Annotated in this window: 16 protein-coding genes; 12 read left to right on the forward strand and 4 right to left on the reverse strand. The window is 40.8% G+C overall.

The features are described 5' to 3' along the window. Positions 1-118: 118 nt before the first annotated feature. Positions 119-2,560, forward strand: coding sequence for an LPXTG cell wall anchor domain-containing protein (locus HCK02_RS10005; protein ID WP_167629974.1), 2,442 nt, complete (start codon positions 119-121; stop codon positions 2,558-2,560). Between the two features lie 24 nt (positions 2,561-2,584). Here the strand turns inward: HCK02_RS10005 and HCK02_RS10010 are convergent, their stop codons facing one another. Continuing rightward, on the reverse strand, positions 2,585-3,463 hold the full coding sequence (locus HCK02_RS10010; RefSeq protein WP_167629975.1) for a LysR family transcriptional regulator: 879 nt from the start codon (positions 3,461-3,463) through the stop codon (positions 2,585-2,587). Positions 3,464-3,583: 120 nt separating this feature from the next. On the opposite strand from HCK02_RS10010, the gene HCK02_RS10015 reads away from it, so the two are divergent. The 7 genes from HCK02_RS10015 to HCK02_RS10045 all read left to right on the forward strand — a co-directional run bounded on the left by HCK02_RS10015 (position 3,584) and on the right by HCK02_RS10045 (position 11,804). Continuing rightward, on the forward strand, positions 3,584-4,555 hold the full coding sequence (locus HCK02_RS10015; protein ID WP_167629976.1) for a DMT family transporter: 972 nt from the start codon (positions 3,584-3,586) through the stop codon (positions 4,553-4,555). A 144-nt stretch (positions 4,556-4,699) separates the two neighbouring features. Continuing rightward, positions 4,700-7,345, forward strand: coding sequence for a cation-translocating P-type ATPase (locus HCK02_RS10020; RefSeq protein WP_167629977.1), 2,646 nt, complete (start codon positions 4,700-4,702; stop codon positions 7,343-7,345). Positions 7,346-7,825: 480 nt separating this feature from the next. After that, positions 7,826-8,185 carry a hypothetical protein gene (locus HCK02_RS10025; protein WP_167629978.1) on the forward strand — a complete coding sequence of 120 codons (360 nt, stop codon included), beginning with the start codon at positions 7,826-7,828 and terminating at the stop codon, positions 8,183-8,185. Positions 8,186-8,434: 249 nt separating this feature from the next. Continuing rightward, positions 8,435-9,820 (forward strand): amino acid ABC transporter substrate-binding protein/permease, encoded by a 1,386-nt coding sequence (locus HCK02_RS10030; protein ID WP_167629987.1) that lies wholly within the window; start codon positions 8,435-8,437, stop codon positions 9,818-9,820. Beyond that, a complete protein-coding gene (locus HCK02_RS10035) occupies positions 9,817-10,545 on the forward strand; it encodes an amino acid ABC transporter ATP-binding protein (RefSeq protein ID WP_167629979.1) in 729 nt (242 codons plus the stop codon). Before HCK02_RS10030 ends, HCK02_RS10035 begins: the two co-directional genes overlap by 4 nt. 174 nt (positions 10,546-10,719) lie before the next feature. Next, the gene (locus HCK02_RS10040; protein ID WP_165849929.1) at positions 10,720-10,866 is read left to right on the forward strand and encodes an Lmo0850 family protein; all 147 of its coding nucleotides are present in this window, start codon (positions 10,720-10,722) and stop codon (positions 10,864-10,866) included. Positions 10,867-11,033: 167 nt separating this feature from the next. After that, complete coding sequence (locus HCK02_RS10045; RefSeq protein WP_167629980.1) at positions 11,034-11,804, forward strand: hypothetical protein; 771 nt, start codon at positions 11,034-11,036, stop codon at positions 11,802-11,804. 49 nt (positions 11,805-11,853) lie between these two features. Here HCK02_RS10045 and bglX read toward each other — a convergent pair whose 3' ends face one another. From bglX to HCK02_RS10060, 3 genes are all read right to left on the reverse strand, one after another. Further along, positions 11,854-14,070: a beta-glucosidase BglX gene (bglX, locus tag HCK02_RS10050; RefSeq protein ID WP_167629981.1), complete on the reverse strand. Its 2,217-nt coding sequence runs from the start codon at positions 14,068-14,070 to the stop codon at positions 11,854-11,856. Next, a complete protein-coding gene (locus HCK02_RS10055) occupies positions 14,071-15,351 on the reverse strand; it encodes a PTS sugar transporter subunit IIC (RefSeq protein WP_167629982.1) in 1,281 nt (426 codons plus the stop codon). It lies immediately after the preceding gene. A 94-nt stretch (positions 15,352-15,445) separates the two neighbouring features. Beyond that, positions 15,446-16,291, reverse strand: coding sequence for an AraC family transcriptional regulator (locus HCK02_RS10060; RefSeq protein WP_208970470.1), 846 nt, complete (start codon positions 16,289-16,291; stop codon positions 15,446-15,448). Between the two features lie 203 nt (positions 16,292-16,494). Here HCK02_RS10060 and HCK02_RS10065 point away from each other — a divergent pair, with 203 nt between their 5' ends. The 4 genes from HCK02_RS10065 to HCK02_RS10080 all read left to right on the forward strand — a co-directional run bounded on the left by HCK02_RS10065 (position 16,495) and on the right by HCK02_RS10080 (position 19,015). Further along, on the forward strand, positions 16,495-17,052 hold the full coding sequence (locus tag HCK02_RS10065; RefSeq protein WP_167629983.1) for a TetR/AcrR family transcriptional regulator: 558 nt from the start codon (positions 16,495-16,497) through the stop codon (positions 17,050-17,052). Positions 17,053-17,069: 17 nt separating this feature from the next. Further along, a complete protein-coding gene (locus HCK02_RS10070) occupies positions 17,070-17,411 on the forward strand; it encodes a DMT family transporter (RefSeq protein ID WP_167629984.1) in 342 nt (113 codons plus the stop codon). Beyond that, on the forward strand, positions 17,411-17,731 hold the full coding sequence (locus HCK02_RS10075; RefSeq protein ID WP_167629985.1) for a DMT family transporter: 321 nt from the start codon (positions 17,411-17,413) through the stop codon (positions 17,729-17,731). The genes HCK02_RS10070 and HCK02_RS10075 overlap by 1 nt, the downstream gene beginning before the upstream one ends. 171 nt (positions 17,732-17,902) lie before the next feature. Continuing rightward, positions 17,903-19,015, forward strand: a complete 1,113-nt coding sequence (locus tag HCK02_RS10080) for a D-alanine--D-alanine ligase (protein ID WP_167629986.1) — start codon at positions 17,903-17,905, stop codon at positions 19,013-19,015. Positions 19,016-19,148 lie beyond the last annotated feature (133 nt).

Consider the following 19,148-nt stretch of genomic DNA (forward strand, 5'->3'; position numbering starts at 1 on the left):
AAAATTTACTTTGTTCATTTCAAAACGTTTTGCATGGTAAGAAATACGTTTTTTAAAGTAATGATGAAGTGAATTTTTGAAACAAAAGTATGGATATGCAGATGAATGGAGTGGTTTTATGAAGAAGTTTGGAATTTTAATTTTAATTTTAGTTTTACTTGTTCCAGCAGGATTGTCACAGGTTCGTGCCAATATGTCGGACGTTTCAAGAGCGGTTAGCAGCAGCATTTCTGTTAATCCAGATCCAATTCAAGGAAGAAATAATGTAGCAGTAGATGTCAATATCAAGGGAAGCGCAGGAGATTTTGACGAATCAAACGGTGAAGTCGTTATTACGATTCCGAAAAAAACAGTAGCATCCGGAGACGAACTTAAACCAGATAACGTGCTAGTTCCTAGTCCATTTGTATATGACAGAACGGTGCAAGATGAAAATGGCGATTACCAAATCATTGCTAAACTTGATCCAAATGAAGTAGATCCAAACGAAGCAATCAACACCAACATTACTATCAATTATTCAGCACCGCTTTTTAAAGAAGATAGCACGGAAACTTTTAAGGTAGAGTACGCTGGGACAAGCGATAGCCAAGACGTAAAAGTTGTTAGCAGCGGCGGTTCGCCCAACGCGATTTTTTATAAATGGTACCAGTATGCACTAGATGATTCTAGAGAAGTTGGATTACTCGATGTTAATGAACCCTCTAAAAATCGCTTTGTACTAGCTGTGAATTATTCAGAATTGAATTTAAAAAATGTTGTCGTTACCGATACAATCCCGGCAGATACAGAGTTAACTTATCCCAATACGTTTGCAGGTGCTGGCGGCGATACAATGGTTGTAGATAATATCCGAATTTTAAAAGTCAACGGTTTCGATGAAAGTCACACACCAACTGGTTTTACTTATGTAACAGACCAATACACGGATAAAATTTCCTACGATTCTCAAACGAAAACGATCCGTGTTGACTTTGGAGATATCGCAAGTGATGAATCGTATCTGGTTGAATATGCTTTAGAAGCTCAGAATTTAGATATGGGAACGCAAATGAATGTGGGGAATTTAACAGCAGATGGCTATGATGTCACAAAAGAATTCCCAGTAAAACCACTACTCACTTCAGATAGCAGTTTTTCGCTTAAGAAAAGTGTTAACAAATCTAAAATTAACATCGGCGAGAACCAGCTCGAATATACATTGGAATTTGGCGTGAAGTCAGGAGCTAGCATTCCAGTTGGCATCACAATTACAGACCCGCTTCCAGATAAGATGACAATTAATGAAATCACAGGTATTGATAGTGACTATTTTGACTACAAAGTCTCTGAAGATGGCAAATTGTTAACGCTTGTGACTAAGAAAGAGATTTCGAAAGATACACCGCAAAAAGTTTCGTTTTTAGTGGATATTGATGAAACTTTACAAGTGGGAGATGAATTTACAAACGTTGGAATCTTGCACATTAGTGATACAGAACTAAATACCAACTCGGCGACAACGGTAGTTTATGACGGACGAGTTCAAATCGTTAAAGTAGATGAAGAAACAGGAGAGCGTCTTCCAGGGGCTACGTTTGATATTCTTGATGAAGAAGGAAATGTTGTTTTCACAGGAACGACGGATGAAAACGGCGAATTGATGAGTATTCCGATGGAAATTGGCGATTATCAAATTGTTGAAACTGCCGCGCCAGATGGTTACGAAATAAGTGATCAAAAACATGCATTTACAGTTACAGGTGATGAAACAGAGCCAATTGTAGTGAAAATTGATAACAAGCTTCAAACCGGTAGCGTAACGCTCGTTAAAATGGATCAAGCAGATGATAGCAAGCGATTAGAAGGTGCTGAATTTAGCTTACTAGATGAAAATGGCCAAGTCTTGAAAGAGAAATTAACGACAAATTCAGAAGGTGAAATTTTTGTAGATCAATTAAAACCTGGGAAATATGCGTTTGTTGAAACAAAAGCGCCAGCAGGTTACTTGCTAGATGAAACACCAATTGAATTTACGATTGAAAAAGGGCAAAGTGAGATGCTTCAAGTAACTTTTGAAAATCAAAAAGATGTGGGCGCTGTTAAGCTTACGAAAGTCGACAGTGCGAATCACAACAAGAAACTGGCAGATGCAGAATTTAAATTGATTAACAGAACAACAGGTGAAGAACTGGAAACGGAACTTGTAACAGATAAAAACGGTGAAATTACTGTGACAGATTTAGCACCAGGCGATTATGCGTTTGTTGAAACAAAGGCTCCAACTGGCTATAAACTAGATGAAACAGCTCTTCCTTTCACGATTGAAACGGGTCAAGAAGAAACTGTTCAAGTGATGAAAGAAAATGTGAAGCAAACAGAACCAGATGAGGGAACAGACGGAGATAAAGGAACAGATGGCGAAAACCCGAATGGTGGCGGATCAAATGGTCAAAATCCGAAACCAGGCGAAAACAACAAACTACCAGGAACTGGGGATACGACTAATAGCTTGATTGTGATACTTGGTCTTTTCTTTGTTGCTGGGGCAAGTTACACGCTCAAAAAGAAACTAAGCTAACCAAAATAAAAACAGATCTGCAACCTACAGATCTGTTTTTATTTTGGTTTCTTGTAGAAATTCCAAAAAAGCTTTTGGAGCTCTAGCTAAAAAGCCTTGTGTTCTGTAAATGGCATAAATCGTTCGCTTGAGTTCGAGTGGATATGTGCGGATACCAGCAAGCGAGGGTGCGACTGATTCTGGAACGATTGCGATCCCTAAATTTGCTTCAACAAGACCGAGGATGCTTGCGATTTCGAGCCCATCGATTGAAAAGCGAGGAACAAGACCGCGTTTAAGCAAAAATTGGTCGATAATTTCTCGCGTCGGTGTCTCGCGGTTAAAATGAAAAAACGTCTCGTTCGTTAAATTTTCCAAGTCAAACTGCTTTTTTGAAGCGAGCGGATGATCTTTTGAAAGAAGAATAGCCATTTTTTCGGTTGTTACCGGGAAACTCGAGAAAGCTGGGTCCTTCGGTTGGGTGACAGCAAGCCCAATGTCCAGTTCCCCACTTTGAACCCGCTCCAGAAGCTCATCTGTGCGCGATTCGTGAAACTCGAAGTGGTTGTTCGGATGAGAAACTCGAAAAGCCTTTAAAAGTTTTGGAACAAGTGAGAATCCAAGTGTATGAGTGAAGCCTAAGCGAATCAAGCCAAAATCTGGATCAGCAAGCATCGCGAGTTCTTTTTTCGAATTTGTGAAGCTATCCATGAGTTTTAAAGCATCTTGATAAAATTGCTTTCCAAACTGATTGAGCTGAATGCCACGTCCATCACGATCAAAAAGCGGCAATCCCAATTCTTTTTCAAGGTTTTGAATCGAACGGCTAAGAGCAGATTGAGATAAAGCTAGCTTTTCGGCGGCAAGCGTTAAATGTTCAGTTTCAGCCGTGATAATAAAATAATGCAATTGATTAAAATCCATCTTTGGATCACCACCTATGTGAAAAATGCATAAATTCATTCTGATTAATGATTTGTTTGCAAGTTAAATTGAGTATACAATAAAAGAATAAGACTTTGAAATAAAGAGGCATCGAATTTTATGAAAAAAGGTTACCTTTACATTATTTTAGCGACTTTTTTGTTTAGCACAATGGAAATTGCCATCAAGCTTTCAGGCAGCACTTTCCATCCAATCGAACTCAACTTTCTGCGCTTTTTCATCGGTGGATTTATTTTACTTCCACTCGCGGTCACTAGATGGCGCAAAGCAAAACGGAAATTTGGCTGGCATGAACTGGTTTTTTTTGCGCTAACAGGCTTTTTTTGCATTGTGATTAGCATGACATTTTTCCAACTGGCAATTGGCTATACGAAAGCCGCCACAGTGGCTATTTTATTCAGCTTAAATCCCGTTTTTGTATTGCTCTTTGCAGCCATTTTCTTAAAAGAAAAAATGACGAAACTTGTCATACTTTCGCTTGCGATCAGCTTAGCGGGCATGCTGATCATCATTAATCCGTTTTCGCTCGCAGATCCAATCGGCGTCACACTTTCGGTCCTTGCAGCCGTTTTCTTTGCTGTTTATAGCGTGATTAGCCGCTATGGCACAAAAAAATGGCGTTACGGCGGAATTGAGACGACTTGTTTTTCCTTTCTAATTGGTGGAGCCGAACTTTTACTGCTTATGCTAATCAGTCACGTTACGCCTTTTGCGACGTTTCTTGCAAATCATGGGCTCGCTCTTTTCAGTGAAATTCCGCTTTTCTCGGGCGTTTCGTTGCATAGTTTGCCGATGCTACTTTATCTTGGGGTTGGCGTCACGGGTATTGGCTTTTCCTGCTATTTTCTTGCGATGGAAGAAACCAGTTTATCACTCGCTTCACTCGTGTTTTTCATTAAACCCGCGCTTGCACCGATTCTTGCACTCCTCATTTTGGGTGAAGCGATTCCGCTTGAAACCGCCATTGGCATTCTCGTGCTTTTGCTCGGCTCGCTCATCACCTTTATTTCCAACCGCGAAGTGCCAAAAATCATTGCCGGAAAAGAAAAAAATCCACCTTACCGTTCTTGAAAAAGAGCGGTTTTATTTTTCAAGAAACAGGGGAAAGGATTGTTAAGATTTTGTAAACCTTATAGAATTTGTTCGTTTTTGTACATATAGATTTGCTATACTTTTAGTAAAGCGAAGTGAGTAGAGAAAGGAGTTGGTCAGTTTTTGGAATTTTATAAAGAAACACCAGAAGCGGTTTTAAAGCAAGAAAATACAACTGAAAAGGGGCTAACACGCGAAGAGGCTCGGAAGCGCCTTGAAAAATATGGTTATAACGAGTTAAAACAAAATAAAAAAATCCCCGTATGGAAACTGTTCCTAGAAACGTTTAAAGATCCAATGGTAATCGTGCTCGTGATTGCGGCGCTCGTCCAGTTAGCGCTCGGTGAAGTCATTGAATCGATCATTATTTTTGTTGTTTTAATCGTGAATGCATTGATCAGTGTCATTCAAACGAAAAAAGCAGAAAGTTCTCTTGATGCCTTGCGAGAAATGTCGGCTCCAGAGGCAAAAGTCTTGCGCGATGGGAAAAAAGAAACCATCCATGCCCGCGATGTCGTGCCGGGAGATATCGTTTTACTTGATGCAGGCGATTATGTTCCAGCGGATGGACGCTTGCTTGAAAGTAGCTCACTCAAAGTCGATGAAGGGATGCTGACCGGGGAATCCGAAACCGTTCAAAAAGCCATCGACCCAATACCAGAAGAAGTTGCCCTTGGCGACCGGATCAACATGGTGTTCAGCAGTTCGCTCGTGGCATATGGGCGAGGCAGCTTTGTTGTCACCGCGACCGCCGGAAAATCCGAAATTGGAAAGATCGCCGGACTTCTCGAAACGGCGGAAGCGAAACAAACGCCACTCCAACAAAAACTTGAAAGCTTTAGCAAGAAACTCGGGATTGCGATTTTAGCACTTTGTATCCTTATCTTTGCCGTCGAAGCTGGGCGAATTTTCTTCGGAACGAGCACAGAAACAGACACGACACAAGCGATTTTAAATGCCTTCATGTTCGCTGTTGCTGTCGCTGTAGCAGCAATCCCAGAAGCCTTATCGTCGATCGTCACCATTGTCCTATCTGTTGGGACCAACAAAATGGCAAGGCGCCACGCGATCATCCGTAAACTTCCTGCCGTTGAAACGCTTGGTTCCACGAGTGTTATTTGTACGGATAAAACAGGAACGCTGACACAAAATAAAATGACCGTCGTTGATTATTACCTTCCAGACGGTGTAAAAAAGAATTTTCCAAATGAGCCTGCTAGTTGGGAAGAATCAGAACGACGCTTGATGAATATTGCAGTACTTTGTAATGAATCAACGATCAATGAAGATGGACAGGAGCTTGGCGATCCAACCGAAACAGCCCTACTTGCATTCAGCAAGTCAAGCAACCAAGATCCAAGCGAGCTTCGGAAAACCTATCCGCGTCTTGCCGAACTTCCTTTTGATTCCGAACGAAAATTAATGTCAACACTACATCAATTTGGTGATGAAAAAGTCATGCTCACAAAAGGCGGACCCGATGTGATGTTTCGTCGGGCCAAGTTTCTCTATCTAAACGGAGAAGAAGTTCCATTTTCTACTGAACTTTTAAGCGAGCTTGAAAAAACCAATGAAAGCTTTTCAAAAGAAGCCTTGCGTGTTCTTGCTTACGGCTATAAACGAATGCCCGCAGAACAAGCGACGCTGACCCACGAAGATGAAAATGAACTTGTTTTAGTTGGACTAACGGCAATGATTGACCCGCCACGTGAAGCCGTCTATGCTTCAATTGAAGAAGCGAAAAAAGCGGGCATCCATACCGTGATGATTACAGGCGATCACAAGACAACCGCCGAAGCGATCGGACGCAACATCGGGCTTGTAGAAGAAGGCGATTTTGCGGTAACCGGGCAAGAACTCGACCGAATGAGCGAAGAAGAACTCGAACAAAAGCTGAGTCATATCACCGTTTATGCACGCGTCTCGCCAGAAAATAAAATTCGCATTGTGCGTGCTTGGCAGAAAAAAGAAAAAGTAACGGCGATGACAGGCGATGGCGTGAATGACGCACCAGCCCTCAAGCAAGCGGACATTGGTATTGCGATGGGAAGCGGCACAGACGTAGCAAAAGATGCTTCTGCGATGATTCTAACCGACGATAATTTCGTTTCGATCATTAGTGCCGTTGAAGTCGGACGAACCGTTTTCGATAATATCAAAAAAGCGATTGGCTACCTTTTTGCAGGAAACCTTGGGGCGATTATTGCAATTTTATTCGCGCTTGTGATGAACTGGGTGAACCCTTTCACCGCCTTGCAACTACTTTTTATCAATCTCGTGAACGATTCCCTTCCAGCGATTGCCCTTGGCATGGAAAAAGCAGAGCCAGACGTCATGAAACGCAAACCAAGAGATATGAACGAAGGAATTTTCGCTGGCGGCACGATGCGCGCTGTCCTCTCAAGAGGTATCCTAATCGGTGTAGCCGTCATCATTTCACAATTTATCGGTCTTACTATCAGTCCAGAAATCAGCGTTGCGATGGCCTTCACAACACTCATCCTAGCAAGAACCTTACAAACCTTTGCAGCACGCTCGAATACTCAAACCGCCTTTGGTGCAGGCTTTTTCCAAAATAAATACGTACTTGGCGCCGTTGGACTTTGCTTTGTCTTGTATGCCATCACAGTTTTACCAGGCGTCCGCGAAGTATTTTCCATCCCAGCAAGTTTCGGCCTATCGGAATGGGGAATCGCGACATTACTTGCTGTAGCTGCAGTCCTCTTAATGGAAGTCGTGAAACTGATCAGCAATCGAATCGCAAAATGAATAAGTGAAAAAAACTGGCTTTGTGAATTTTGATTCGTCATAAAAATGGCCTTCCGAATATTAGATAAACAGTCTAATTTCGGAAGGCCATTTAGTTTGGATATGAGGTTTCTAAAATTACAGGCGTTAATTCTCGATTGTTGGCTGGAATATTTGTTATTGCAAGAAAACTTGGAATAATTATATATTATTTTGAAGCTGTTAACAAATCATCAATAAAAATAGTTATAAATAAATGAAAAGACAGAAAAAGAAGGATGACTTATCTCTGTACATAGTGCTTGTATCATTTTTTACAATTCTATAGAAACACAAATCTCTCCATTTTGCGCAGTTATATTTGAATACGCATATACGTTTTTATGTGTTTATTTTGTGAAATCTTCAGAAATATTCACTGGATTGTCACATTTTTCACAGTTAATTAGTGGTAAAATAATAAATAGAAAGATGAGAATATAATTCATGGAGGAATTTGAGATGAGCAACCAAGATCGAAACTTGGAAGAAAAAAGAATGGAATTTGAAGATGAAGAGAAAAAATTGAAGAAAGAACTTCATATATTGAAATGGGAATTCGATCAATTTAGTTCTTTAAAAGAAATGCTACTAGCTGGTAATTTTACATCAGCGTCGGACAGCTCACTTGAAGATGCTTTTGAAGCACCGCGCACCAAAATTTTAGCAAGCCGAATTGATGAGACTTATCAAAAGCAGCAAATCGTTTCTTCTGAGCAAATCGAGAAATATTTGAGTACTTTTCTCGGGCAGCTAACGGCGGAAAAAGCTTTGGTCGGCAAGCGGCTGCTTCAAGTCCAAATGGAGAAAGAGCAGTTCTAAAACAAGTGCGCACGGCTTGCTTTTGCTGAGCGCAGGCGGTGAGCTGAATTTGGAAAATGCCTTCTTGCAGTTGCTTCGGCAGCTGTTTTTTGTGTGTTATAAAACTTATCATAAATAATTATGGTCAATAATCTTCCCTTATGGTAAAATTTTAAGGGTGAAGTTTTGCATGCTATGTGCAGACGGCAATTTTTTAGATAGACAGGGGAGAAAACAGTGAAGCGATTGAAATTTTTACTACCGCTACTTATGCTTGCTACTGTTCTGCTTGGAAGTTTTGGACTTCCGGTAAAAGCGAATGCTGAGCATTATGAAATTGCAACAGATGAGACGTTTGCGCCGTTTGAATTTCAAAACAGCAAAGGCGATCTAATCGGCATTGACATGGATATTGTAAAGGCGATCTCAAAGGACCAAGGGTTTACATATACGATGAAACCGATGGGCTTTAATGCGGCTGTTCAAGCGCTTGAAGGTGGTCAAGTAGATGGCGTTATTGCGGGAATGAGCATCACAGATGAACGCAAAAATAAATTTGATTTCTCAGACCCATATTTTGATTCGGGTGTCGTTATGGCTATTAAAAAAGATAATGATACTGTTAAATCTTATAAGGATTTAAAAGGAAAAAAAGTTGCTGTTAAAACAGGAACGGAAGGTTATGCCTTCGCTGATAAAAATAAAGACAAGTATGGCTACAAACTTGTTCCGTTTGATGACTCTGCAAGTATGTATGAAGATGTAAAAGGCGGTAATTCGGTTGCCTGCTTTGATGACTATCCGGTTATGGCTTACGGGGTTAAGCAAGGAAATGGTCTAAAAATCGTAACAGATATGGAACGCGGTGGCCAGTACGGCTTCGCAGTTCAAAAAGGCCGAAATAAAGAACTTCTTGAAGCCTTCAATAAAGGGCTTGTTAATATTAAAAATAGTGGCGAATATCAAAAGATCTTAGATAAGTATATTGGTTCGGATGCTGAACCGGATACATTTTGGGATACGCTTGTAAGTAGTTTCCCTGCGCTTTTGATGGGACTTTGGAATACGATTAAATTAACCGTGATTTCGCTTGTATTTGCAGCTCTTCTTGGACTTATCTTTGGTTTCCTTAAAGTGAGCAGGAGCAAACTTTTACGCGGAATTGCGACGGTTTATGTGGATATATTCCGTGGGATTCCACTAATTGTTTTAGCATTTTTCATCTACTTCGGAATTTCGCAAGCTTTCAATTTCCGAATGGATCCAAATCTCGCTGCGATCATCACCTTAAGTTTGAACGCGGGAGCTTATATCACTGAAATCATTCGTGGTGGTATCCTTGCGATCGATAAAGGGCAAATGGAAGCAGCTCGTTCACTTGGAGTTCCATACGGGAAATCAATGATGAAAATTATTTTACCGCAAGCCGTTCGCGTGATGGTTCCATCATTCATTAATCAGTTTGTTATCACGCTGAAAGATACATCGATTATGAGTATTATCGGCATTGTTGAACTCACACAATCCGGGAAAATCATCATCGCCCGTACATTTGAAACAACGGGCATTTGGCTGGTTGTTGCGATCATGTATCTCGTTGTGATCACTGCGCTTACGAAACTTTCAAATGTGCTTGAAAGGAGACTTGGCAAATGACAAAGCTAAAAGTAACAAACTTAAAGAAAAATTTTGGAGCAAATGAAGTATTAAAAGATATCAACATTGAAATCGAAGAAGGCGAAGTAGTTTGCCTGATTGGTCCTTCTGGTTCCGGGAAAAGTACCTTTTTGCGCTGCTTAAATCAGCTTGAAGAAATTACAGCTGGCGAAGTGATCGTAGATGACTACAACTTGACGAATAAACAAACCGACATTAATAAGGTTCGTGAAAATATCGGGATGGTCTTTCAACATTTTAATCTCTTTCCGCATAAAACGGTGCTTGAAAATATCACGTTTGCGCCCGTCGAATTAAAAAAGCGTTCCAAGGCTGAGGCAAATGACCTTGGGCAAAAACTTCTTGAACGTGTGGGTTTGAGTGAAAAAGCAGCGAGCTATCCAAGCGAACTTTCCGGTGGTCAAAAGCAACGGGTAGCCATTGCGCGTGCGCTTGCGATGGATCCAGATATCATGCTGTTTGATGAGCCCACTTCTGCGCTTGATCCTGAGATGGTTGGGGAAGTTTTGAATGTTATGAAGGAACTTGCAAAAGATGGCATGACGATGATTGTTGTGACGCATGAAATGGGCTTTGCTCGTGAAGTGGGGAACCGTGTGATTTTCATGGACGGTGGTTACATCGTCGAAGAAGGTTCACCAGAAGCGATTTTCGATCATCCAACACATGAACGAACAAAAAGTTTCTTAGATAAAGTTTTATAGGTTTAAAACCTGCTGTTTTCGGGAATTTCCTGAAATGGCGGGTTTTTTCTATGATGAATAAATTTGTAAAAAAAGCTATTTTTATTACCATTTTTGTGTTAGAGTGGACATAGAGAAAGAAAACGCTTAAAAGAATGAATGAAACCATTTTCTGGAAACGGAGTGATTGAGAAGATGAGTAAAGACCCGAAAAAGATGGATAAGGTTGTTCAAAATCTCAAATCGAAAGGAATTAGCGTTGAAAAAACAAAATCCCGTAAGGAACTCTGGCAGACGATACAATTAAATCCGCTGCCGCAAGTTGAGTTCAGTTTACGCTAATAATTGTTTTTTTCGTGGCCTCGGAAGATTTTTCCGAGGCTCTTTTTTTACTGTCATCAGAAAGTAATTTAGTTTTGATTTTATTGTTATACAAAAGCCACTAAAATAGTGTATGATAAATTGTAGAGTAGCAAAGTGAAAATTGTGAGAAGAATGAGGCAGAGTTGATGAAAAAAGAACTTTCAAATCAAAAGTCAATTTACATTCATATGGATAATGTCATTAATAATGTCGTGACAAGCGGCATTACTTTTTGTGATTTTATGCAGGGTGTTCCTGCACCGCCTGAAAATATTTTACTCATTAAGCATCATTTTAAAGATACTTCGTACAATGCGCATACGGCTTTTCACTATCTAGAATCGAGTGATTTGAAGCAGTTGAAACAAGCTCCGCTTTTGAAGTTCAATAATTTTTGCTGGGTAGATTTTGAAGATGTGGAACTTGTCAATCAATTGTCTCCACAAGAAGTGGCAGAGTTGCTTTACTTGGCGCATACAGGAAGACACTTACGATCACCGTTTTATTATAAATTACAAAATAACTTTGTTTATTTAACGAAGAAAGATGGCAGATACAACAAAGTCTACTATCGAAATATGAACCATTTTTATGCGGTTTTAAGTCAAGCGATCACACGCAAAACGGAAGAAATCGTTCATGAGAAAAGCTTTTTAATGCCTAACAGACGAAAAGGTGTTGCGACGCCACCGAGTGATCTTTTAAAGAAAATGATGAAATACTTTAAAGAAGGTGCTTGTATTTCATTTGCACATGCAGAAAAATCACGGACACAGTTTCGTGTTCCGATCGGGATCGATTTCGATGAAGACTTGTCGGAACTTGAAGATTCTCCTGAAGAACTGATTTATAATGAAGTAGTAGCTGAACTCGTTTATGATTTAAAACGAAGCGAATGGATCTATATTGAAAAGTAACTTGAAATTCAAAAGCCCTGTGCAAACCAGTTTGCACAGGGCTTTTTTGTTATTTTAGCGTGAACGATGCTGAAAGTGTATCCCGCGAATTTAAGCCGACAAATAAATTGAAATCGCCTGGCTCAACTGTAAAGTCCATCTTTTTCGTATAGTAGAAGAGGTCTTCGCGCGTTAATGTAAAATGAATCGCGGTGTTTTCTTGCGCTTTTAAATAAACTTTTTTGAACTTTTTTAGCTCTCGAGTCGGGCGAACGACAGATCCTACAATGTCTTGCACGTATAGTTGGACTGTTTCGAATCCGCCGCGCGAGGAGTTATTTTTGATTTGTACGCTGACGTGTAGCTGATCCACCATTTCTTCTGCATCTAATGTTAAACTCGAAAGTTCAACATTGCTATAGCTCAATCCGTATCCGAATGGATAGAGCGGAGCGTTTGGACTATCCAAGTATTTGGAAACAAACCGGCCTTTATGTGTTTCGCTATTCAGTGGACGCCCCGTTTGGAAGCCATTGTAATAAATCGGAAGCTGTCCAACTGTATAAGGAAAACTCATGCTTAAGCGACCAGAAGGATTGATTTCGCCAAATAAAATGTCAGCAATCACACGTCCGCCTTCCGTTCCAGGAAACCAAGCTTGTAAAATCGCATCCATTTGATTGGCTTCTTCTGTTAAAACTAGTGGACGCCCACTGATGGTCACTAAAATGTTCGTTTTCCCGAGCGCAAGCATTTCTTGAATGAATTCTTTTTGGACATCTGGCAGCGTAATGTCCGTTCTGCTACCTGCTTCACCACTTTGCATCGTATGCTCGCCCATCGCATAAATAATCACATCGGCTTGTTTTCCTTGTTCGAGTGCTTCTGCGAGCGCTTGCTTCCTTTCAGCTAGAGGCATTCGCTCAAGTTGTTCCTTGCTTCCACCGAATTCCCCGAGAAAATGGTAATCCGACGGCATCTCGCAACCAGCGCTATAGCTGAATTTTGAAGCAGAAACATGCTGACTGATCGCTTCTTTGATCGTGATGACATCGCTTGTATTCCCGTGAATCGCCCACAAGCCAATTAAATTTTGATTATCCCCATAAGGACCGACAAGCAAAATCTTTTGTTCATTTTTAGCAAGAGGGAGGGTGTTGTTTTTATTTTCTAATAAGACCATCGACTGAGCGGCGACTTGATACGCCAAATCACGATTTTCTTCCGTCAAAAGCACTTTTCGCTCCCGCTCGCTAGATGCCCCGCGATAAGGATCTTCAAACAAGCCAAGTTTATTTTTCAGCTTCAAAACACGCCATACCGCCTCATCAATTAAGCCGGGATCAAGCTTTCCTTCCTGAACAAGCGGCTCAAGTTGCTTAGCGTAACATCCCGTTTTCATATCAATATCGTTCGTCGCCTTCATCGCAAGAAGGGTGGCTTCCTTTTCATCGGCTGCAATCCCATGTGCCACGAGTTCCTGCACGGCAGCATAATCCGAGATGATGACACCATCAAAGCCCCATTCCTCTCGCAAGATTTGCTTAAGCAAAAATTCGCTTCCTGTAACAGGCGTTCCATCATAGGTATTAAAAGAAGTCATCACCAGTTCGCTTCCCGCATCGACGGCCGCCTGGTATCCCGGTAAATAATCCTCCCGCAATCGTCGCTCGGACATATCGACCGTATTGTATTCGCGTCCGCCTTCCGCGGCCCCGTATGCAGCAAAATGTTTAACACAAGACGCAATCCCCGTGATTTTACCAGTTTCCACATGTTGCAATCCAGTAACCATCGCGCGTGCAAAAGCCGCATTAAGTGTCGCATCTTCACCTGTCGATTCTAGGCACCTTCCCCATCTGGCATCTCGCACGAGGTCAACCATTGGCGCGAAAGTCACGTGCACCCCAGCGGCTTTCGATTCTGCTGCCGTCACTTTGTAAGCTTGCTCAATTAATTCTGGATTCCAAGTCGCGCCAAGCCCAAGCGGAATGGGAAAAACAGTTCGGTAGCCATATACAATATCGGCCATGAAAAGAAGCGGAATTTTATGCCTGCTTTTTTGAAGCCACTTTTCTTGAATTTCCCTTGTCTTACTAGCACCAGCAACATTTAAAACGGAGCCCGCTAAATCGACCATTTCTTGCGTGATCCCTAACTTTTGCTTGGGTCCGACCGTTAAGGCATCTTCGCTACTAAAAAAATCCCCGGATAATTGAATTAGCTGACCGACTTTTTCTTGCCAAGTTAAATCCCTTAAGATCTTTTTTAAATCTGTTTCATTCATCTATTTTTCCTCCTCTTTTGCAGCTGCTAGTTCTTGTTCATAAGTTTTATTATCCAACCGTTTAAACCACGGATACCAAAGAATCGGTGACAAAATCAGTTGAATAAATAATTGTAAAATGATAATCGAGATACTTCCTTGAACCGCAGCATGGAAGCCAAGCGGCAACCCGAAAATCGCTTGAACCCCTGTAAACTGAGCGACAACGTGTAGTTTTGTAAGCACGTAGGCGAGGATGAGTGCAATCGTATTGTTCGTAATAAACGGAATTGCAAGGTTGAAATTAAGAACAAGCGGTGTCCCGAAAATAACAGGTTCTGTAATTCCGAATAAGCCAGGAATGATCGCAATTTTACCCACTTCACGATATTGTTTACTTTTCGCTCGTAACATGAGCAAAATAAGCCCAAGTGCCATTCCACCAAAAGTGATAATGTTGAAAAAAGCTAGCCCAACAATATTTGGAGGAACTTGTCCCGCTTGAATCGCATTTAAGTTTTCAACATCCATGGACAGCCATAGCGGTGTTACAAGTGGCAACATTACATTGGTGCCGTGAATCCCGAAGAACCATAAAATTTGTTGAATCAAACTTAGGAGGATAACAGCGCCAATTGTGCCGCCAATTCCTTTCAGTGGTTCTTGGATAATCGAGTAAACGAATTGGTGCATGCTGCCAAATCCAGTTAGTCCAAACAAAAAGTCGATGAGGATAAAAAGGAGACCAATTAAAATGGTTGGAATAAGAGATTCAAACATCCGCGTAACCATCGGCGGCACCCCAGCAGGCATTTTGATCGTCCAGCCTTTATGTTTAATGAATAAATAAAGCCGAGCGCTAATGATCCCGATAATGAGTGCGGAAAATACGCCTTGTGCGCCAAGCCAAGTAGAAGGAACGGCAGAAACTTTGTCTGCTGTTTGACCGATTGGTGTGATCAAAAGAAAACTCATCAAAGCGATAATACCTGCTGAGATGGGATCTTCATCCCGGTCAAGCCGGCGTACTAAATGATAAGCCATAAGAACAACGACGTAGATGGCCATTGCCCCGATTGTGACTGTATTGACTTTGCTAAGTAAATCAGTGACTTGAGTCAATTGTTTAAGGGAAGGCACCATGTTCATTAAAACAGTGATTAAAACAGCGATGGAACCGATGAAAATCGGTCCGAGTGTAGACATCATGGCGCCGGAGATTGCTTGTAAATAAGCATTGCTCCCCATCTTATCAAACCATGGATTGATTTTGTTAAAAAAGTGAATGATTTTCTCTTTCATTACTAAACCCCCTGTTTGGACTTCTATAGCCACATTATATAAAAGATAGCGTTTTCATTTCGCGTCGTTTTTTGACATGAAATCGGAAAGAATTTTACTTTTTGAAGTATGTTTTCCGATATTGCTGAGGGGATATCCCGTAATGTTTTGTGAACGCATTATAAAAAGACTTGACTGTTGAAAAACCGCTATCAAGTGCGATTTCAAGAATCGTATGGTCTGTATCTCTTAGTTTGAAGTAAGCTTCTAATAAGCGGACAGAACTCAAATATTCACTAAAAGAAACCCCCATAAATTTTTTGTAAAAACGTGAAAAATAGGAAGGATTATAGTTGAAATGTTCCGCTACAGATGTAAGCGAGAGATATTCTTTGTGATGTGCTGCAATATAATCATTTACTTTTTTCAACTTGGGAAGGTGTTTGGCGCTCTCAATTTCTTTAATGCCTGCAAGTGGGGTGCGAAAATTTTTGGTGAGCTCCGCTATTAGTTCATAGGCGCTTGCTTTTGTCGTCAAGCGGTCCCACAAGTTTTCTTTTGTTAACTGCTTTTTAATCCGCATAAGTATCGCCTTAACTTCCGGAGTCGCATTTTGCGGATTCAATTTGTACAGGAATTGGTGGCCATACTGATTTTCCGTGGCACTTGCTAAAAAATCAAGTGGAATTTGAATGGCTAAGCATTTTCCAGGAACTGGACTTTGCGAAGAATGAATCATGTTGGAATTGATGAACAAAACATCTTGCTGGGCTAACGAGATGTGCTGATTCGGAAACTGAACGTCTAACTTTCCAGACAAACAAAATAAAAGTTCTACACTGGCATGCCAGTGAGGTGGAATCAGCCGGTCTGAACTTTTAGTATGGAAAATAAAAATTTTAAATGGAAAATTCATGGTAGGGACAATAGCTTCATGATATATATTGGTTTTTTCGAGCATTTTTTACACCTCTATTTGTGATTAGTAAATTCTGAAGTGAACTGATGCTGCATTTCCACTTTAAATTATAAACAGAAGTAAGGCGAAAGACAATTTTAGGTGTGTTTTTGGTAACATTTAAAATAAACTCCTTTACCTTTGGTTTCATTTTTGTTATATTATAACTAACGAACGTTAGTTAATTCGGATAAGGAGGAATCGAGATGTCCAAAGAAACGCTTAAAAAGGCGGCTCTGACACTTTTTTCAGAAAAAGGATATGACGGAACAGCTCTTTCTGAAATAGCCAAAAGAGCAGGAATTAAGACACCTTCGATTTATGCACATTTTGAATCTAAAGAAGAACTTTATTTGACGATTTACCGAGAAGTTATGCAAGAAGAATTGGCTAATGTCAAAGCAGAGAAGCGAGAAGATTACGAAACGGCTGAGGAATATCTCAAAGCTTTTTTTTATGCCGCAACGGACTTTGAACGAGATCCTGAAGTACGGCGCTTTTTCCAGCGATCGGTTTATTATCCACCTGTTTCCTTAAAGGAGAAAATGCAGGAAGAACTGACAAAGTATGAGACACAAGCTTTTGAAAAAATCGCCATGTTGCTCGATGAAATGACGCACGATGAAGAGAAAAAAACACGCTGGATTCGAGTTTTCTATGCTTTTTTAGATGGTCTTGGTGTGGAGCACGAACTCTATGACTTGGCAGAATTTGAAAAACGAAGAGAATCAGCTTTTGAAGCTTTGGTTTTACTCTTAAATTAAAGGAGAAGATGATAGTTATGCAATGGTTTTATTTAGTTTTAGCCGGACTCTCTGAAATCGTCTGGGCTTTTGGACTTAAAGAATCACACGGATTTACAAAATTAGATTTCAGCTTGCTTACAATTGCCTTTTTGATTGTTAGTTTCGGTCTATTCGCTCTAGCGATGCGCACCATCCCGATTGGAACAGCTTATGCTGTATTTACAGGAATTGGAGCTGCTGGAACGGCAATTGTCGGGATTCTTTTCTTAAATGAACCGGCTGGACTGTTTAAGATCATTTCATTAATTGTTTTGATCTCAGGAATCATTGGGCTCAAACTTGTCGATGACGGTGGCGGAAAGGAAGGAGAAAAATAATGGCATGGATTTATTTAGTGATCGCTGGTCTTTGTGAAATGTGCTTTGTTGTCACAATGAAGCTTTCGCACGGCTTTAAAAAGCTTTGGTTTTCTGTTTTAACGATTGTATTCATGTGCGGCAGTTTCTTCTTGCTTTCACACGCGTTAAAGACGATCCCAATTGGAACGGGCTATGCGATTTGGACAGGAATCGGAGCAGTTGGTAGTGTCATCATGGGGATGCTCCTCTTTAAGGAAAAGAAAAGTGTCATGAAAATTTTCTTTATTGCTCTGATCATCGCTGGAGTGATTGGACTTAAATTATCTGCAGGTGCATAAAAGGAAGCAGCAAAAATTTTTGAATGGGAACGCATAAGTTCGCTTCAAAAGTTTTTGCTGTTTTTTGACTAAGCGCTAAATTGATTCATGTCGCGCCATTTTTAAGAAATTGCTTTTAATCTAACAGAAACGTGGTAAAATAGACTACAGAAAAGAATCCGGAGGGATACCATGAAAACAAAGTTAATTTTACTTTATGGCGGAAAGTCAGCCGAACATGAAGTATCGTTGCAAACGGCACTTTCTGTCATTAATGCACTTGATTTAAATAAATTTGAAGCGCTACCTGTATACATAACCAATGACGGTGACTGGGTTCAGGGCCCAGAGATTACGCATCAATTGGATTTTTCAGACCAGCTGCGTTTCTCGCCTGAAGAGCAGTTTCGCTTAGCGCAAAAAGAAGACGAAATTTCCTCAGGATTTTTAATTAGTCCAGCTGATGTGACAGAAGAGCGAGAAAATACGGTTGTATTCCCGCTGCTACACGGACCAAACGGAGAAGACGGCACAGTTCAAGGGCTTCTCGAAGTCTTGAATCTTCCATATGTAGGAAATGGCGTACTTGCTTCAGCAGCAGCGATGGATAAAATTGTCATGAAAAAAGTCTTTGCAGATGCAGGGATTCCGCAACTTCCGGCTGTAGCCGTTCGCTCGATTGATTGGAAAAATTTCCGAGATGAAATGGTTGCGGATATGGAAGCGGCGCTTACTTATCCCATGTTTGTTAAACCAGCAAATCTAGGTTCAAGCGTTGGGATTAGCAAAGCGGAAAATCGAGATGAGCTTTATCAAGCGATGGACGAAGCTTTCTTATATGATCGCCGTGTTGTTGTTGAGCAAGGAGTTGTCGCTCGCGAAATTGAAATGGCGGTACTTGGAAACGACACGCCAGCTTGTTCGGTTCCTGGCGAGATTTTACCAAAAGGTTCAAAAGCTGTTTTTTACGACTATAAAGCGAAATATCAAGATAATGATACCACGCTTGTGATTCCTGCAGAAGTCAGTGAAGAAGTAGAAAATAAATTAAAAGAATACGCGATTCAAGCTTTTCTTGGTCTTGATGCAAGCGGTCTTGTTCGCGCAGACTTTTTTGTGACAGAGCAAAACGAAATCTTTTTAAATGAAGTTAACACGATGCCAGGCTTCACACCTGTTAGCATGTACCCGCTACTCTGGCAAGCAAGTGGCATTTCTTATAGCCAGCTTATTGAACAGTTGGTGGAACTTGGACTCGAACGTCAGGAAGCGAAAAACCAATTGAAATACCGTTTAGAAGATTAAAACATTACTAAATATGAAAATTGTTGCTACAAAGGGAATCGCGATGCTCGCAGAAATTCTGCCCCTCGCTTTTCCCCTCAAATTAAAATTACATTCATAGCCTCTATTTTCTGTTTGCATAAATATGAATCGC

The organism is Listeria valentina (assembly GCF_011800755.1).
In the GTDB taxonomy this organism is placed as follows: Bacteria; Bacillota; Bacilli; order Lactobacillales; family Listeriaceae; genus Listeria; species Listeria valentina.

What these genes read in the sequence shown, in the direction of transcription:
- HCK02_RS10005 (WP_167629974.1), top strand. Translation starts at nt 119, where the DNA reads ATGAAGAAGTTTGGAATTTTAATTTTAATTTTAGTTTTACTTGTTCCA.
- HCK02_RS10010 (WP_167629975.1), bottom strand. Translation starts at nt 3,463, where the DNA reads ATGGATTTTAATCAATTGCATTATTTTATTATCACGGCTGAAACTGAA.
- HCK02_RS10015 (WP_167629976.1), top strand. Translation starts at nt 3,584, where the DNA reads ATGAAAAAAGGTTACCTTTACATTATTTTAGCGACTTTTTTGTTTAGC.
- HCK02_RS10025 (WP_167629978.1), top strand. Translation starts at nt 7,826, where the DNA reads ATGAGCAACCAAGATCGAAACTTGGAAGAAAAAAGAATGGAATTTGAA.
- HCK02_RS10030 (WP_167629987.1), top strand. Translation starts at nt 8,435, where the DNA reads ATGCTTGCTACTGTTCTGCTTGGAAGTTTTGGACTTCCGGTAAAAGCG.
- HCK02_RS10035 (WP_167629979.1), top strand. Translation starts at nt 9,817, where the DNA reads ATGACAAAGCTAAAAGTAACAAACTTAAAGAAAAATTTTGGAGCAAAT.
- HCK02_RS10040 (WP_165849929.1), top strand. Translation starts at nt 10,720, where the DNA reads ATGAGTAAAGACCCGAAAAAGATGGATAAGGTTGTTCAAAATCTCAAA.
- HCK02_RS10045 (WP_167629980.1), top strand. Translation starts at nt 11,034, where the DNA reads ATGAAAAAAGAACTTTCAAATCAAAAGTCAATTTACATTCATATGGAT.
- bglX (WP_167629981.1), bottom strand. Translation starts at nt 14,070, where the DNA reads ATGAATGAAACAGATTTAAAAAAGATCTTAAGGGATTTAACTTGGCAA.
- HCK02_RS10055 (WP_167629982.1), bottom strand. Translation starts at nt 15,351, where the DNA reads ATGAAAGAGAAAATCATTCACTTTTTTAACAAAATCAATCCATGGTTT.
- HCK02_RS10060 (WP_208970470.1), bottom strand. Translation starts at nt 16,291, where the DNA reads ATGCTCGAAAAAACCAATATATATCATGAAGCTATTGTCCCTACCATG.
- HCK02_RS10065 (WP_167629983.1), top strand. Translation starts at nt 16,495, where the DNA reads ATGTCCAAAGAAACGCTTAAAAAGGCGGCTCTGACACTTTTTTCAGAA.
- HCK02_RS10070 (WP_167629984.1), top strand. Translation starts at nt 17,070, where the DNA reads ATGCAATGGTTTTATTTAGTTTTAGCCGGACTCTCTGAAATCGTCTGG.
- HCK02_RS10075 (WP_167629985.1), top strand. Translation starts at nt 17,411, where the DNA reads ATGGCATGGATTTATTTAGTGATCGCTGGTCTTTGTGAAATGTGCTTT.
- HCK02_RS10080 (WP_167629986.1), top strand. Translation starts at nt 17,903, where the DNA reads ATGAAAACAAAGTTAATTTTACTTTATGGCGGAAAGTCAGCCGAACAT.